Origin of the sequence: Priestia flexa NBRC 15715, assembly GCF_001591565.1 — a bacterium.
Lineage (GTDB): Bacteria > Bacillota > Bacilli > Bacillales > Bacillaceae_H > Priestia > Priestia flexa.
Genome location: NZ_BCVD01000082.1, coordinates 1 through 17432, shown reverse-complemented (window position 1 = coordinate 17432; position 17432 = coordinate 1). Strand labels below are relative to the sequence as shown.

15 protein-coding genes are annotated in these 17432 nt (G+C 39.3%); 8 read left to right on the top strand and 7 right to left on the bottom strand.

The genetic code is table 11. The features are described from left to right. Positions 1-32: 32 nt before the first annotated feature. Positions 33-269 carry an IDEAL domain-containing protein gene (locus BFL01S_RS13620; protein ID WP_025911202.1) on the bottom strand — a complete coding sequence of 79 codons (237 nt, stop codon included), beginning with the start codon at positions 267-269 and terminating at the stop codon, positions 33-35. 193 nt (positions 270-462) lie between these two features. Between BFL01S_RS13620 and BFL01S_RS13615 the strand changes: the two genes are divergently transcribed. The 7 genes from BFL01S_RS13615 to hlpB all read left to right on the top strand — a co-directional run bounded on the left by BFL01S_RS13615 (position 463) and on the right by hlpB (position 14465). Further along, positions 463-1065, top strand: coding sequence for a TVP38/TMEM64 family protein (locus tag BFL01S_RS13615; RefSeq protein ID WP_025911206.1), 603 nt, complete (start codon positions 463-465; stop codon positions 1063-1065). A 332-nt stretch (positions 1066-1397) separates the two neighbouring features. Further along, positions 1398-2138, top strand: a complete 741-nt coding sequence (fabG, locus tag BFL01S_RS13610; protein WP_061786007.1) for a 3-oxoacyl-ACP reductase FabG — start codon at positions 1398-1400, stop codon at positions 2136-2138. Between the two features lie 178 nt (positions 2139-2316). Next, positions 2317-5823 (top strand): helicase-exonuclease AddAB subunit AddB, encoded by a 3507-nt coding sequence (gene addB, locus BFL01S_RS13605; protein WP_061786006.1) that lies wholly within the window; start codon positions 2317-2319, stop codon positions 5821-5823. Continuing rightward, positions 5801-9523: a helicase-exonuclease AddAB subunit AddA gene (addA, locus tag BFL01S_RS13600; RefSeq protein ID WP_061786005.1), complete on the top strand. Its 3723-nt coding sequence runs from the start codon at positions 5801-5803 to the stop codon at positions 9521-9523. Before addB ends, addA begins: the two co-directional genes overlap by 23 nt. A gap of 51 nt (positions 9524-9574) precedes the next feature. Beyond that, a complete protein-coding gene (locus BFL01S_RS13595) occupies positions 9575-10750 on the top strand; it encodes a metallophosphoesterase family protein (protein WP_061786004.1) in 1176 nt (391 codons plus the stop codon). 3 nt (positions 10751-10753) lie between these two features. After that, positions 10754-14140 (top strand): AAA family ATPase, encoded by a 3387-nt coding sequence (locus BFL01S_RS13590; RefSeq protein ID WP_061786003.1) that lies wholly within the window; start codon positions 10754-10756, stop codon positions 14138-14140. 19 nt (positions 14141-14159) lie between these two features. Beyond that, positions 14160-14465 (top strand): HNH nuclease-like protein HlpB, encoded by a 306-nt coding sequence (gene hlpB / locus BFL01S_RS13585; RefSeq protein ID WP_061786002.1) that lies wholly within the window; start codon positions 14160-14162, stop codon positions 14463-14465. 28 nt (positions 14466-14493) lie between these two features. Here hlpB and BFL01S_RS13580 read toward each other — a convergent pair whose 3' ends face one another. From BFL01S_RS13580 to BFL01S_RS13555, 6 genes are all read right to left on the bottom strand, one after another. After that, positions 14494-14712: a spore germination protein gene (locus BFL01S_RS13580; protein ID WP_025911215.1), complete on the bottom strand. Its 219-nt coding sequence runs from the start codon at positions 14710-14712 to the stop codon at positions 14494-14496. Between the two features lie 60 nt (positions 14713-14772). Next, entirely contained in the window at positions 14773-15228 is a 456-nt protein-coding gene (locus BFL01S_RS13575; RefSeq protein ID WP_061786001.1) for a spore germination protein GerPE, read from the bottom strand. Positions 15229-15241: 13 nt separating this feature from the next. Then, a complete protein-coding gene (locus BFL01S_RS13570) occupies positions 15242-15418 on the bottom strand; it encodes a spore germination protein GerPD (RefSeq protein WP_025911217.1) in 177 nt (58 codons plus the stop codon). Beyond that, the gene (gene gerPC, locus BFL01S_RS13565; RefSeq protein WP_225002436.1) at positions 15415-16065 is read right to left on the bottom strand and encodes a spore germination protein GerPC; all 651 of its coding nucleotides are present in this window, start codon (positions 16063-16065) and stop codon (positions 15415-15417) included. Before gerPC ends, BFL01S_RS13570 begins: the two co-directional genes overlap by 4 nt. Positions 16066-16150: 85 nt before the next feature. After that, positions 16151-16423, bottom strand: coding sequence for a spore germination protein GerPB (locus BFL01S_RS13560; RefSeq protein ID WP_061786000.1), 273 nt, complete (start codon positions 16421-16423; stop codon positions 16151-16153). 26 nt (positions 16424-16449) lie between these two features. Further along, positions 16450-16671, bottom strand: a complete 222-nt coding sequence (locus BFL01S_RS13555) for a spore germination protein (RefSeq protein WP_025911220.1) — start codon at positions 16669-16671, stop codon at positions 16450-16452. A gap of 203 nt (positions 16672-16874) precedes the next feature. On the opposite strand from BFL01S_RS13555, the gene BFL01S_RS13550 reads away from it, so the two are divergent. Next, complete coding sequence (locus BFL01S_RS13550) at positions 16875-17216, top strand: DUF1516 family protein (protein ID WP_025911221.1); 342 nt, start codon at positions 16875-16877, stop codon at positions 17214-17216. Positions 17217-17432: the final 216 nt, after the last annotated feature.

The window sequence follows — 17432 nt, the reverse complement described above, 5'->3', positions numbered from 1 at the left end:
TAAAAAAGAGCATCTAGTTAAGATGCTCTTTTTCATGTAGATGTTTTTAAAAGAGATTGATACTGAAGAGACAAGTCATAAAATGCAGTACGATCTCGTTCATCTAATGCATAGTTAATTTGAGTTTCTAAAATGCTTTTTTTGTGTTTAAATAAGGCATCGTCAATAATCATGTCAATATACATATCAAGCACGTTATCAGCTTCGCGAATCTTTCTTTTGCGAGCGAGGGATTTCATCATCTCGGCGTACGATTTTTCATTGTTCATACATCATCACCTCTGCAGCCTTTTTCTTAGTATATAGAGTAAGGAACAAAAAAACAACTAATTTTCCAAATTTTTAGACGTATTTTGTTGTATATTGGTCAGACAAATATAAATGTTTGAGTAGCTTTTGTTTCGGTAATGAAAGTAGTACAATGTTGATTAAGTTAGTAGTCATCAGTTAGGAGATTAAGTAATGGACTTTGATACAATTAAGGAATACTTAACGCTTGAAGGTGTGCTTGAACTTTTAAAAGAATATCAATCATTTGGCATTATACCGGGATTATTACTTCCTATTCTTGAAGCATTTATTCCAATTTTACCTCTTTTTGCTTTCGTTATGGCAAATGCTGCAGCATTTGGCTTATGGCTAGGGTTTCTAATTTCGTGGGTCGGGTCATGTGTAGGGGCGATTATTGTTTTTCTTATCTTTCGTCGATATGGACAAGCTCGCTTCTTGAATTTTATCAGTAGACATGCTCAAATTCGAAAGATTATGACTTGGGTTGAACGTCATGGGTTTGGTCCACTGTTTTTAATGCTATGCTTCCCATTTACTCCGTCAGCTGCTATTAATGTTGTTGCTGGCTTATCTAGGGTCAGTATGTCACAATTCGTATTAGCAGTTTTAGCAGGAAAAATGGTGATGATCTTTATGATGAGCTTTATAGGAGCTGACTTTATCTCCTTTATAAAACAGCCTACAAAAGCTATTGTTGTTTTAATTGTTGTTTTTGTATTATGGATTGTGGGAAAACAAATAGAGAGACGTCTAAATGTTCGTACAAATCAGTAGTAAAAATGAAGAGAGATTTTCTTTTCTGAATTCATGATTTCGATTTTGTAGAATATATGTTAAAATAAGGATAAAATTAGCAGGTTTTGCTAAGCTCTCTAGAAGCCTTACATGTTCTTTACCTCACTTTAATCTGTTGATTTCCCTGTTTTCTGAAAAGTTATGAATGTTTTGGACAATTCTCTACTACATATGTTAGTAAAAGGGTTGTTTAATTCATCGCTTTTGCACATGCTTTACGAATACGACGTGCTTGTCGTCAAGTAAAAGGGGGCTATGCATAGTATGAAGGCAAGCCTGTTCTTACGAACGTTCATACTATGTGGTAGGAGATGAGATTAAAAGATAAGCTGGCAATTATTACAGGCGCTGCAAATGGATTAGGCTTTGAAGCTGCACGAATTTTTGCAAAAGAAGGGGCAAAAGTAGCACTCGTTGATTATGATCAAGCTTTAGGTGAAGAGAAAGCAAAGGTTTTACAAAATGAAGGTGGAGACGTCACGTTCTTTCAAGTTAATGTGGCAGATCGTGATAATGTAGATGGAATGGTAGAAGAAGTAGTAGAAGCCTACGGCAAGATAGACATTTTAGTTAACAATGCCGGAATTACCAGAGATGCAATGTTAACTAAGCTAACAATGGAAGACTTTCAAGCAGTTATTAACGTTAACTTGACCGGTGTTTTTAACTGTACACAAGCTGTTGTCCCTCATATGGTGGCTCAAGGTAGAGGGAAAATTATTAGTACCTCATCTGTTTCAGGCGTATATGGGAACGTTGGACAAACCAATTACGCAGCGGCAAAAGCTGCGGTCGTAGGAATGACTAAGACTTGGGCGAAAGAACTTGGGCGTAAAGGAATCAACGTAAATGCCGTTGCGCCAGGGTTTATCGAAACGAACATGGTAGCTGCTGTTCCAGAGAAAGTCATTAATCAAATGAAGTCGACGATTCCGCTTCAAAGATTAGGACAGCCTTCTGATATTGGCTATGCATACTTATATTTAGCATCAGATGAATCTAATTATGTAAACGGAACCGTATTACATGTCGATGGTGGAATTATGATGTAATAGGAAAAATAAACCGTTTTGGCAATGAGCCAAAACGGTTTATTTTATTGGATTTCTTTACGTAAGTCCAGTAAAATAAATGGTAACAAAAAGGATAAAAATCGATAAAAGTATAGAAAAAGAACTTGTTGAACGTCACGTTTTTTTGTGGCGTTCAAATTCGTTAGGGGTGAACAAGATGCTACAGTTTATGCTGGGTAGGTCTGGAAGTGGTAAAACAACAGCGTGTTTAAATGCTATTCGCCAAGAATTGGTGCGAGAGCCACTGGGCAACCCAATTATTTATATTGTTCCAGAGCAAATGACCTTCCAATCAGAGTATGAGCTTATCCAAACGCCGGGATTGGGCGGGATGATGAGAGCTCAAGTTTATAGTTTTACGCGTTTGGCGTGGCGAGTTCTCCAGGAAGCAGGCGGCATTAGCCGTTATCATATTGATCAAACGGGCATGCATATGATGCTCAGAAAAATTATAGAGCAACAAAAAGAAGAGCTCACTTTATTTGCAGCAGCATCTGAGAAAGAAGGGTTTATCACAAAGCTAGAACAAATGTTGAAAGAATTTAAGCAGTATGGATTAGAGCCTGAATCGTTAGGGGCTCTGCAACAAGAGTTTAAAGACAATAACGAGCACGTGCTAGCGGACAAGCTGCATGATTTAGGAATTATATATCAAGAACTAGAAAAGCAGCTGCTAATGAAATATGTAGATAGCGAAGATTATTTAAAACTATTAGCTGAAAAAATTCCGCTTTCCTCATATTTAAAGAAAGCAGTTATTTATGTCGATGGATTTCATCATTTCACAAAGCAAGAACTAGATGTCTTAGTTGAACTTATGAAAGCTTGTTCAGATGTAACTATCGCATTGACCGGAGATCATACACAAGCAAGTTATATACCAACTGATTTGCAGCTCTTTAGATTAACTGGAGAAACATATAGAGAATTAACAACAGCAGCACTAGAACATGGAATTGAAATAAAAGACCCTGTTTTATTAAAGGATAATATTCGCCATGCAAACAGCCCAGAGCTGTCTCATTTGGAGAAGTATTATGATGAGCGTCCAGCTGCTGAATTTTCTCAAAAGCCAACTCACATTTCTTTATATCCTGCTGTGAGTCGTCGTGCAGAGGTAGAAGGAATTGCAAGAGAAATTCAGCTACTAGTTAAAGACTCCAATTATCGGTATCGAGATATTGCTCTAGTTGTTCGAAATAAAAATGACTACGGCGAATTAATTGAAACCGTATTTCGTGATTATGAAATTCCATACTTTATTGATCAAAAAAGAGCAATGTTCCATCACCCAATCATTGAGTTTATTCGTTCCAGCTTAGAGGTAGTGAGTGGTTCGTGGCGCTATGAAAGTATTTTTCGTGCTATTAAGACAGATATGTTTTTTTCGATAGAAGCTGAGGTTGAAGCACTGAGAGAAGGTATGGATCAATTTGAAAACTACGTATTAGCATACGGGATTCAAGGTACTAAGTGGACGAATGGTGAAAGGTGGAAATACCGAAAATATCGTTCATTAGAGGATATGAATCTACCAAAAACGGATGAGGAAGTACAGTTTGAAGAAAAAATTAATGAGCTAAAAGAACTTGTTGTAAACCCACTTATGAAACTACAGCAGGCCTTAAAGAAAGGAAAGACGGGAGAGGAAAAAGCAAAAGCTCTTTATCTCTTTTTGACAGAGCTAAGCATCCCACAAAAAATTGAGAAGCTTCGTGACCATTGTGAAGAAAATGGAAAGGTACAGGAAGCACGGGAACATGAACAAGTATGGAAAGCTGTCTTAAACCTGTTTGATCAATTTGTAGAAATGATGGGAGAAGAAAAAGTGTCCATCAAGCTATTTGCTGAGCTTTTTGAGACAGGATTAGATAGCATGCAGTTTGCTATTGTCCCACCATCGCTTGACCAAGTCCTTGTTGCAAGCTTTGAACGCTCTCGTTTTTCTAATATTAAAGCTACCTTTATCGTAGGTGTGAACGATGGTGTAATACCAGCTAAGCCGCAGGGAGACAGTATTTTATCTGATCAAGACCGCGACGAATTATTCAAATCAGGTGTGACGCTAGCTCCAACTGGTAAGCAGCAGCTGTTTGATGATCAGTTCTTGATTTATTTAGCGCTTGTAAGTTCTGAAGAAAAGTTATATATCAGCTACCCACTAGCGAATGATGAAGGGAAGTCTTTGCTTCCGTCTTTAGTTATTAACCGACTGAAAGAGCTCTTTCCACTACTTGAAGAAACGTTGTTAATGAATGATCCTACAAGTTTAGAAGAGGAAAAGCAGCTTGACTATATTGCGAATCCGTTGTCTACGATGGCTTATTTAGCAAGTAACTTACAGGCTTGGAAACGACATTATCCAATGAGCGATGCATGGTGGGACGTTTATAACTTTTATATGACTTCAGACTGGAAAACGTATAGTCAAAGAGTTCTGAGCAGCTTATTTTATCAAAACGATGCAAAGCGATTAAGTAAAAAGACGAGTGAGCGCTTGTATGGAAAACATATTCAAGCAAGCGTATCACGCATGGAGAAGTTTGAAGCCTGTCCTTATTCGCATTTTGCTTCTCATGGCTTAAAGCTGAAGGATCGAAAAGTATTTCAGCTAGCGGCACCTGATATTGGTGAGCTTTTTCACGCAGCGTTAAAGCATATTTCGGATAAGTTACGAACTGGTGAGAAAGATTGGAAGCAGTTAACGAAAAAAGATTGTCAATCCCTTTCAGCCACTGCAGTTCAAGAATTAGCGCCGCGCTTACAAAACGAAATATTGCTGAGCTCGAATCGTCATCAATATCTCGCATATAAGTTACAGCAAGTAATTGAAAGAGCGTCGATTGTATTAAGCCAACATGCAAGAGCGAGCGGTTTTGTACCAGTTGGACTAGAGTTAGGATTTGGTCCTAATGCAGAGCTACCTTCCATGACCTTTACGCTTCCAAATGGGCATACGATGGAGCTAGTCGGACGAATTGATCGAGTGGATAAAGCAGAAAGCTCTAAAGGGATACTACTTCGGATTGTCGATTATAAATCGAGTGACAAAGCGTTAAATTTACTGGAGGTCTATTATGGACTTTCACTTCAAATTCTCGCATATTTGGATGTAGTGGTAACTCACGCTGAGCAGCTTTTGAAAACTAACCAAGGTGCTTTACCTGCAGGTGTTTTATATTTCCACGTTCATAATCCGATGGTTAATAGTACAAATAGTCTGAGTGAAAATCAGATTGAAGAAGAAATCTTTAAGAAATTTAAGATGAAAGGCTTACTGCTAGGTGATGAAGAAGCGGTTCGCCTAATGGACGAAACGCTTGAGTCCGGTCATTCACAAATTATCTCAGCTGGTATTAAAAAAACAGGTGGTTTCTATGCGAATTCTTCTATTGCATCTGAAACGGACTTTACACATCTTAGACAATATGTACGTAAAAAGTTTGTGGAGGCAGGGACAGAAATTACTGAAGGTAAAATTGACATTGCTCCCTATAAACTTAAAGATAAAACACCGTGTGCTTTTTGTGACTATCGTTCGATTTGTCAATTTGATGAAGCATTAAGCGAAAATGAATATCGTCAGTTAAGAAATGAAAATCAAAATAGCATTCTAGAAAAAATACGAGAGGAGGATAAGCATGAGTCAGGAACGAATGAGTAAGCCAGCGGATTCGCAGTGGACAGATGACCAGTGGAAAGCCATTGTATCATCTGGGCAAGATATTTTAGTAGCAGCCGCCGCAGGTTCAGGGAAAACAGCTGTGTTAGTTGAGCGTATTATTCGAAAAATTATCGATCCTGAAAATCCAGTGGACGTCGACCGTTTGTTAGTCGTAACGTTCACAAACGCTTCAGCAGCAGAGATGCGTCATCGTATAGGAGAAGCTTTAGAAAAAGAGTTAAAGGTAAATCCATCTTCCTTACATTTAAGAAGACAGCTACACTTACTAAACCGATCGTCTATTTCAACTCTTCATTCATTTTGTCTGGAAGTTATTCGCACCTATTACTATATGATTAACTTAGATCCAGGTTTTCGAATCGCAGACGATACTGAAGCGGAACTCTTAAGAGAAGAAGTATTAGACGAGCTTTTTGAAGAGCAGTATAGCCTTGAAGGTAATCAATCATTCTTTGAATTGGTGGACCGCTATACGAGTGACCGTCATGACTTGGACGTGCAGCATATGGTTCGCAGATTATACGATTTTGCTCGTTCTAATCCAAATCCAAATAGGTGGTTAGATATGCTCCTTCGCCAATATAGCATTGATGAAGAAGCTACAATTGACTCTCTTCCATTTATGAGTTTTTTAATGGACGAAGTGAAAAAGCAGCTGAGCGGTGTTCAAGCTATGCTAAACCAAGCCTCTAGGCTCACAACCATGCCTGGAGGTCCAGCCCCAAGAAAAGTAAATATTGAAGATGACTTAGCTCAGGTTAACCGTATGCTTGCAGCTGGCACTTTTGCTGAGCTACATGAACATATGCAAGTTCTTAGCTTTACGCGTTTAAAGCCGTGTAAAGGTGACGAGTATGATGTTGCCTTACTTGATGAGTTTGGAGAGCTTCGTAAAAAAGCAAAAGCAGCTCTTGAAAAATTGCAAGGTGATTTATTTTCTCGTCCGCTCAGTGGATACATGAGTGACTTTCAGAAAATGTATCCTGTAGTAGAAGTTCTCGTATCGCTTGTAAGGAAGTTTGGTAATCGCTATGAAGCAGAAAAGAGAGCGAAAGGGCTCGTGGACTTTTCAGACTTAGAACATTATTGCTTGCAAATTTTAAGCCATTCTGTAGATGGAAGGGTTGAACCTTCTGAAGTCGCTTATAAATATAAAACGCAGTTTGTTGAGGTTTTAGTAGATGAATACCAAGATACGAATATGGTACAAGAGACCCTCATTCAGCTTGTGACGCATAATGATGGTAAAAATGGTAACCTTTTTATGGTTGGTGACGTCAAGCAATCTATTTATCGCTTTCGTTTAGCAGAACCGTTTCTGTTCCTTGGAAAATATAAAACTTTTACACATGACGGTCGAAAAAATGGTATGAAAATTGACTTGAATAAAAACTTCCGCAGTCGCTCTGAGATTATCGATGCGACCAACTTTATCTTTCAGCAGTTAATGGATGAAGAAGTTGGCGAAATCGCCTATGACAATGATGCATCTTTGAAGCTAGGAGCATCGTATCCTAGCAGTAGTGAGATGGAGTCTGAACTTTTGCTCATTTCCAAGGAAGGTGGAGCAGAGGAAGAAGAGTCGGATTTAGTAGAGTTTTCAGAAGCAGAGCTAGAAACAGCTCAGCTAGAAGCTCGCGCAATGGCTCGGAAGATAAAACAGCTTGTTCAAGATCGTTTTCAAGTATACGATCGTAAGCTAGATGTGATGCGAAACGTAACGTATCGAGATTTTGTTATTTTACTGCGTTCTATGCCTTGGGCACCACAAATTATGGAAGAGTTTAAGCAAGAAGGAATTCCTGTTTATGCAGATCTTTCATCAGGGTATTTTGATGCAACGGAAGTAATGATGATGATGTCTTTATTAAAAGTCATTGATAATCCATATCAAGATATTCCGCTTGCTTCTGTATTGCGTTCTCCAATTGTAGGCTTGTCAGATGAAGAGCTTGCTTTAATTCGTGCTGAGGATAAGAAGGGAACGTACTATGAAGCGATGAAAAATTATGTGCGCATATCTCCTGAAGGAAATCTTCAAGAAAAGCTTCATCATTTTGCCATAAAGCTTAGTGAGTGGAGAACAAAAGCACGTCAAACTTCTTTATCTACACTTATCTGGCAAATTTATCGTGATACAGGATTTTATGAGTTTGTAGGAGGTCTGCCTGGAGGTAAGCAGCGTCAAGCAAACTTAAGAGCTTTATATGACCGTGCACGTCAATATGAAGCGACGTCGTTTCGAGGCTTATTCCGCTTTCTACGGTTTATTGATCGTATGAAAGAGCGTGGAAATGATTTAGGAACGGCAAGGTCTTTAGGTGAGCAAGAAGATGTTATTCGTTTAATGACAATCCATAGCAGTAAAGGTTTAGAGTTTCCTATTGTTTTCGTAGCTGGATTGAATCGTAAATTTAATCTAATGGATTTAAATAAATCTTATATTCTAGATAAAGAACTTGGCTTCGGTTCTAAATATATTGATCCAAAGCTTCGTATTACGTACCCAACGTTGCTTCAGCAAGTAATGAAACAAAAAATGAAAAAAGAAAGCATTGCCGAAGAGATGCGTGTTTTATATGTAGCGCTGACACGTGCTAAAGAAAAATTAATTTTAGTAGGAACTGTAAAAGATGCTGAGGCTCAAATGAAAAAATGGAGTCACGTGTTGACCCATGATCAATGGGAACTGCCGGCTTATATGCGTGTAGATGCAAAGTCTTATCTTGATTGGATTGGTCTTGCTCTGGCCAGACATCGTCACTTCGAAAAATGGATACCAGAAGAACAAAGAGCGGTGTTGCAAGAGGTGTATGAGCACAGCTCCAAGTGGGAAATTCAAACGATCCAAGCGGCGGAGCTATCTGAACAGCTTGTTGAAGAACAATTGGAGCATGAAGAACTGTTAGCTGCGGTACAAAAAGGTGATCAAGTTCATATTGAAAGTATCCATAAAGAACGCATTGAAGAGCGATTACGTTGGGAGTATGGTCATTTAGAAGCAACAACACATCGCTCTAAGCAATCTGTTTCTGATTTAAAGAGACAATACCAAGCGAGCGGTGAAGAACAAGAAAGTCAGCTTATAACAGGCTTTAAGTCAACTATTGAAGATCGCCCGGCCTTTATGCAGTCGCATTCATTAACCGCAGCAGAACGTGGAACAGCTGTGCATACAGTGATGCAGCATTTACCATTTAAGGGATCGTTAACAATTGAAGCCGTACAAGAGCTTATTGATTCCCTCGTTACCAATGAAATTTTAACAACTGAGCAAGCAGAAAGTATTAACCCTTCTGACATTGCTCAATTTACGGAAAGTTTCATTGGACAACAGCTCAAAGAAGCAGAAAAGGTTTATCGTGAAATGCCGTTTAGCTTAAATGTTTCAACGGAAGAAGTATACGGGTGGAACGATAATGAAGCAATTTTAGTCCAAGGGATTATAGATTGCTTATATGAATGGAATGGTCAGCTAATCCTCGTTGATTACAAAACCGATGATATAAAAAATCGCTTTAGCAATGACTTTAACAGCGCTGAAGAAATCTTGAAAAACCGCTATGAAGTGCAGCTGAAGCTGTATCGAAAAGCGGTAGAAACCATCGTGAAAAAGCCGATAGCACATAGCTATTTATATTTTTTAGATGGTGGACATGTAATAGAAATAGAAGAGTAAAAAGAAGGCGAGCTTTTCGTCTTCTTTTTGTCAAGAAAAGGTGGGGAGCACATGAGGTTATTACATACGGCCGACTGGCACTTAGGGAGAACCTTAGAAGGTAGGAGCAGAATTGAAGAACAAGCTCAGTTCTTAGATGAGTTAGCTCAAATTGTAAAGGAAGAAAAAGTTGACGCAATTTTAATGGCCGGTGATGTATTTGATACCGTTAATCCGCCCGCAGCAGCAGAGCAATTATTTTATGATAGTATGTCGAAGCTGAGTGAAAAAGGCAAGCGTCCAATTATTGTAATTGCGGGTAACCATGATAATCCCGATCGCTTATCTGCAGCCTCTCCGCTTGCATTTGAACAAAATATTACGCTCATAGGTTTACCGACAACTGATGTACAAGAGATTTACCTTCCAACTGTTGAAGAAACGTTAAAAGTAGGTGCACTTCCTTATCCATCAGAATCAAGATTAAAGGAAATGTTGGCTGAGGAAGACGATGAATTGTTGCTTCGAAACTCATATGATGAGCGAGTAGGCGAAATCTTTTTAAAGATGAGCTCACATTTTACAAACGACAGTGTAAACATTGCCATGAGTCATATCTATGTTGCGGGAGGAAGCTCAACAGATTCTGAACGGCCAATTGAAGTAGGTGGAGCGTATACAGTGGCAGCGTCAAGCCTTCCAGCGGCAGCTCAGTACGTAGCGCTTGGGCATCTTCACCGACCTCAGGACATCAAGCGAGCTTCTACAAAAGCTCGTTATTCGGGTTCACCTCTTGCCTATAGCTTTTCTGAATCAGGCTATACCAAATCCGTAACGATACTCGATGCTAAGCCGGGAGAAGAAGTGAAGGTAACGGAAATTCCTTTATCAAGCGGAAGACCACTTACAAGATGGAAAGCGAAAAACGGTATCGCAGAAGTGTACCAGTGGCTGGATGAAGGAAAAGATAGCACTGCTTGGATTGATTTAGAGATTCACTTAGAAGATGCATTGTCTCTTGAAGAAATTCACCGATTACGTAAGCTGCACAAAGGGTTCATTCATATCCGACCGGTTTTTAAAGAGGAAGAAACTGTTCAAGTTCAACAAGAACAGCGAAACGTTCCAATCGAAGAGTCGTTTGCTAAATTCTATCGGAAGCAAACGGGGGGAGCGACACCAAGCGACGAGTTGGTTCAACTCTTTTTATCATTGATTCATACACGAGAAGCAGAAGAGGAGGAGTAGAAGATGAAGCCAATTACGTTAACAATAGCAGGCTTGCACAGCTTTAGAGACAAACAAGTTATCGATTTTACAAGCTTATGTTCTGGCGGTGTGTTCGGTATTTTTGGTCCAACAGGCAGTGGTAAATCTTCTATTTTAGATGCGATGACTCTTGCGCTTTACGGCAAAGTAGAAAGGGCAGCTAACAACACGCATGGCATTTTAAATCACGCCGAAAACGAAGTAAAAGTTGCTTTTACGTTTGAATTAGAAAATGCAAATCATAAAAAGCGCTATACCGTCGAGCGTAGCTTCAAGCGTTCAGATGAAATGCGAGTAAGGTCAGCAACCAGCCGTTTTATTGAAGTAGGAGATGAAACAATCGTACTGGCTGATAAAACAAATGACGTAAACCAGCAGGTTCAGTCGCTATTAGGTTTAACAATCGACGACTTTACGCGCGCTGTTGTATTGCCACAAGGGAAATTTGCTGAGTTTTTATCATTGAAAGGCACGGAGCGCCGTCAAATGCTGCAGCGTTTATTTAATTTAGAGCAGTACGGTGATCAACTTAACAAAAAAATTCGTTCAAATGTTCAGCTATTAAAAGGTGAAATTGATACGATTTCTGCAGAGCAGACGGGATTAGGGGAAGCATCAGAGGAAAGTGTTAAGCAAGCAGAGCAGGTCCTTCAAGAGCGTATCATTTTGCTGGAAAAGCGCGAGTGCGAACTGAAAGACATTGAAAAGTTGTACGATGAACAAACTGCGATTTGGAATGATATGCAAATCAAACATGAATTAGAAGAAACGTTAAAAGAATTAAATGAGCAAGAGCTGCTTATAAATGAGAAGCGAAAACAAGTAGCTATAGCTGAAGAAGCAAAAAAATTGTTGCCATATCTAAACGCGTACGAGCAGCTTACGGTGAAAAAGCAAAAGACTCGTCAAAACGTATCAGCTATTCAAGAGAAGCTGCGTACCCAGTATGATAAGTATGAAAAAAGCCAGGTGGCGTATGACCAAGCACGGTTAACGAAACAGCAAGAACAGCCAAAGCTCTTTATTCGGAAAGAACAGTTAGAGCAAGCGAAAAAAATTCAAGAACTGATACAGGAGCTAGAAAAGAACTACGTTGAAAAGCAAGCAGCATATAACCAGGCCTCAGCTGATGTAAAAGAGAGTTTGGAAGTGCTACAAAAGCTTGAAGCACAGTTAGAAAAAGGGAAATTGCTTCAAAGTAGCTTGAAAAAAGAATTAGAAACGGTAAAAGTTTCTGACACAGAGCGTGAACAAGTTTATGAAGCTGCAATAAAAGCAGAAAAAGCAGTGGAATTAAAGAGAGTTATAAAAGAACAAGAAGAAAAAGTACAGAAAAAGCAGTTAGAGCTGAAAGCAACTGAAGCAAACATTGAAAAACAAAAAGAGTTAAAACAAAGTCAAGCTTCTCAAGCACAAAAGCTATTTGTATCCACTCAGCGCACGTATCATATCGTTTGTGAGCGTGAACGTGAATTTGAACAGCTTTTTAGCTCGGTAAATCGTCAATTACAGTCACTGCGTGAGCAACAAATGAAGGAAAAGGTTAACCACTTAGCTCACCAGCTAGCCGATGGTCTCAGTGAAGGAAAACCATGTCCAGTGTGCGGTTCAAATGACCACCCTTCACCTGCAGTATCTAATGAGGTACACACCAACTTACAATTGGATGAACAGATTACCAGTTATGAATCAGAGAAGCATATACTGGATGAGCAAAAGCAAGAGTACGGAGCGTTAAAACTTCGCTTAGAGCAGCTTCATTCAATGTTACTCGATGCTTACCCCGAGGTCGCTGATACGAAGTATGACTTGCCGGCTATCCAGCCGTTAGAAGAGAATGGCGGTGAATACAGCACTAGGTTAAAAATTGAGCTGAAAGCCTTACAGCAAGATTACATTGAAGTTCGCGAGAAGCAATCAGACTTGTTACAGCGCTATAAACAAAGGGAAAAGCAGCAGCACGATTTACTGTTTAGCAAGCAGCAACTCATAAAAGAGGTGGAAAATTTTACTGAAGAGTTAAGTAAGCACAACGACCATCAGGATACGCTTATTAAAGAATGGCATCAGCTATATCCACATCTAGAGATGAATAATATTCATGAAGTTCAAGAAAAAATGAAATTGCGAATTGCAGAGGAGCGAACACTTGTTGAACGCATCAATAAAAGCTATCAGTTTTTTGATGAACACCAACTTAAAATTGCGCATACGAGAGAAGGGTATGATCAAGCAACGCGTAAGAGTGTTCAGTTAGAAGCAGAACAGAAAAACCTTCATCAAGCCCTCCAAGAACAAAAAAGCATGCTTACGGAACTTTCAAAAGCAGGAGATGTAGCGTCAGAGCTAAAAGAGGTTGAACAGCGCATTCGTGAGCTAGATCAAACGGAGAATGCCTGTTATGAAACGCTAAATGGTATGCAAGTGACCTATCAAAAGCTACAGGCAAATGAGCATGCAGAGCGTAAAGCATTAGAAGATTTGACAGAACGGTATGAAGAAGTTAAAAAACAATGGGAAGAGCAGCTTCAACCGTCAGGCTTTACAGAAAAAGAGGAAGTAAAAAAAGCAGTTCAAACAAGTGATGATATACAGAAATTAACTGAAGAAATTCAAGAGTTTGAGGATAAGCTAAAACAAGCCAAAGCTGACATAGCTAAAGTTGAGAAAAAACTTAATGGTAAAGCTATAACTAAAGATAAGTGGGAAGAAACTAAATCTCTGCTGGTAAACAGAAAAGAAGCGGTTAGCGAAGCAAATCAGCTAAAGGGTGGAGCAGAAGAGACCTTAAAAGATATGTTAAAGAGACATGAACGCTTTAACGAGCTTGAAAAGCAAAGGGTAGAGAAAGAAACTTTGTTTGAACAGTATCAAAAGCTACAGTCTGTGTTTAAAGGTAATACGTTTGTTGAGTATATGGCTGAAGAACAGCTGATGGCGATTAGTCGAGATGCTTCAGAGCGATTAGCTATTTTAACACGTCACCGCTATGCAATTGAAGTGGATTCTCAAGGTGGATTTATTATGAGAGACGATGCTAACGGTGGAGTTAAGCGCCCGGTCTCAACTCTTTCAGGAGGAGAAACATTCTTAACGTCTCTTGCATTAGCCCTATCATTATCTGCACAAATCCAGCTTCGGGGAGAGTACCCTTTACAATTTTTCTTTTTAGATGAAGGATTTGGAACACTGGATGGAGAGCTTCTCGATACGGTTGTGACGGCTTTAGAAAAGCTACAGTCCGATAACCTATCAATCGGAGTTATTAGTCACGTGCAAGAACTTCGAGCACGCTTACCTAAGCGTTTAATTGTACAGCCTGCTGATGCTACTGGTATGGGAACACGAGTAGCCGTTGAAACGTTATAAAGGGAAAGGTTGAAAAGCAGTGGGGAAAAAAGATCGTCACGTTGGCTGGTGCGAATTATGTGAACGAGAAGATGTTGAAATTACCGTTTATCATCTCACTCCCAAAGAAATGGGAGGGACATTTGAGCCTACTGCTAACCTTTGTATTCCGTGTCATAAGCAAATACATGCGCTTTATACGAATGCAGAATTAGCGGTTCGCTTAAATACAATTGCTCTACTAAGAGATGATCCACAGATTCATTCATTTATAAAGTGGATTCAAAAGCAGCCATCTTCACGAGTGCCTAAAATTAAAAAGTCGAATGAACGAAAAAAAAGATAAAAAAACAGCTGACATTTCAGCTGTTTTTTTATGCATTGGCAACGTTGTTTTGATCTGCAAAATCGGGATCAAGCGTATTTGTTCCAGAGATTCCGGTATTGGTATTGACGAAGTTACCGGTGTTAACTGCTCCTGAGCCCGTACTCGTTTTTGATGAGCTTTTTGGGGACACATAAAAGGTATCTCCAAACGTTACAACACCGCCACCCACGCTTGTAATACTAACAGGACCGATTAAAGCTGGCATAATATCCACCCTTTATTATCGTGATAATAATCTAGTGTATGATGAAGCGGTAAGATTTGTTCATCTTGTTGCATCGTTTTGAAGGGTCTCTTGAAGTTCATTGGCTGTTGTACTTAACTGTTTTTCTAGGCCGATATCAGGAGTTTGTGGTGTATCTCCTTCAAGTTGGCGGATATGTTTAATTCGTGCTTCCGCATCAATGGTACATGTGGAGCCCACATGAATAACTGAAGAGAATGAGCATCCTCGAATAGTAACGCGGTCCACTTTAATAAGTGGGGCAGTATTATTTACTTGCATATTGATAAACTCATTTATTGGCTGTGGTATAGGCTCATTAAAAACATCGTAAGAATTGAAATCTTCTTCACGTCCATAAAATAAAGGATATTCCCGCTTTATTGCTAGGACACGCGTCTTTAATACTATATGAGTAGAATCTCCAATCTGGCATAATGAGGATGATAAAAGAGAATTTAATGTCAAATGATTGACTTGAGAAATTCTAGGTAGCATAAAAAAGTCTCCTTTATGAAAGAGATAGTGGAACGTAAGGACCAATAATAAGAGATTCCGCTGGTGTATCAAATGTTGCTGATAAATTGATATAGTGAGCGTCTCCAATTAAAAATACAGAGGATGAAGATACGCCGGTGATATCAATGTTTCCAACCATTAATTCTCGATTGATGACGGTATAGTTCATTGGTTGTGACCGCCTTTCTTTAAGGAATCGGGTAAATAAGTTAAGAAAGCATCGATGCCTTTTTTGATATCTTCATAAATTTTCTCTATAATTTGGGGCTTAATTGCTTCAAAGTTTTGTTCTAATTCTTCAGGTTGAACTTGATTTAGATAATAGGTAATACGTTGTTCTAACTGCTTTTTTACGTCTTCAATTATAAAGTCGTAGTACGCTCCTTCAATGGTCATAGAGCGCTGGTCAAGAACATGCTGAACCATTGAATAGCCGTGTTGGTCAAGTTCAGACGTCATAGATGCGTATATATCTTCAACCCAATGTTTCAGCGTATTACGATCAAGTGGCTTTAGACTCGGGTTTTGTGGTCCTTGCTGTGGAAGCGTAATTTCAGGAGTTTGATTATTTATGATAATGTCTTCTAGATTGTCTGGTGTAAGCGGGTTTAAGCCAATGTTTAATGTGCCATCAAGGGAGTCGATTTTTAGTTGTTCAAATTTATATTCAATTTTTTCAATATTAATAGGCGTTTGTTCTTCTAACTCTTTTAACTGTTGCTCCAATTTTTGAACGGTTGATTCAAGGGTAGCAACTCGCACTGATAGCTGTTCAATATAACGATGCATTTGCTGTGTATAGTCCATGTTTTTCATATTTGGCACCTTCTTTCACCCTGTATGCAAATTGTCATTTAAAGATGATATATTTTATACATATGGTGAAGAAGTTATGAACATGTCAGTTGTTCGGCCGAACAGGTGGGGTGAGCGACTGAGAATAAGGTGCTGGAACGGCTGAAGATTGTGTCGGTGTGAAAGTAGATGGAGAAACTGAGCCGAGAATCCCTTTTTTTTGTTCATCAGGGGCTGGTCCAGTAAAGCCACCTGTATTAAATAAGTTAGAGTTAGGTTTAATGATGCCTGCGCTGCCGATTTGTAATACAGATGAGTTACTGACAGCACTTACTTTTAAACTTTGGATACAAATGCTTTGATTTACATAGAAGTTCAATGGAGATAGCTCCTTTCTGTTAAAACTTAAGCATTAGCGGTAATGTTTTGGTCACTCAAATCACTATCTTGAACGTTCGTTGCGCTTTGTTGGTTAATGACATGCAGGCGGTCTCCAGTATTAAACGATCCCGCTCCAGCAAATGTTTTAGCTGTTGAAATGGGAGCAATACTATATACATCGCCAATATGCAGAACTCCAGAAGAACCGACACTGTTTACGTTGACAACACCGACGATGGCTGGCATAAGCAAACATCCTTTTTCATTATAGTCTCTTATCATGGTATGAAAAGAATGTTAAAAAGTTCTTTCTGTTCATATGTATTCATATTTAAAGCGATATATGGCAGATATGTGAAAGTGATAAGCGCATTGTTGTTTGGTGCTTATGTGCAGTGGTGAGAAGGCTTGTATTCGTGGTATGATATGGAATGAAAGGAGTGGATACGATGATTCATTTACATGTAACATTATGGACATTATTGTTGATTGGTTTTGTGGTAGCGGTTGTTTTAACGAAGTCTGGTAAAGGAAGAGGCGCAAAGATTGTACATATGATTACTCGTCTGTTGTATGTGCTTGTGTTGTTATCAGGTGCTCATTTGCTAGCAGACTGGTATCAGTTTAAAGGACAAGCTCTTATTAAAGGATTGGCTGGGGTTCTAGTGCTAGTTGGTATGGAAATGGTACTTGTTAGAACGAAAAAAGCCAAAGCAACGGGAGGTGCATGGGCACTTCTAATCGTAGCGCTTGTGCTAGTATTCTATTACGGATATGTTGTTTTAGGTTAAAAGCTGCTGATATAGGCAGCTTTTTTTGTTATTTGAAAGAGGGAAGGACGCATGCAACTGGGGTGATTTCCACTCCGGATTGTTCGCTTTCCACGGGGCTCGCTTTGAACTTCCTCGTCACTACGTTCCTGCGGGAAATAGAGGGAAAATTGAGATCCCGCAGCGCAGCGAGGAAGCTCAGGTTCCTCCCCGCGGAAAGCGAGTGGCCGTAGCGCA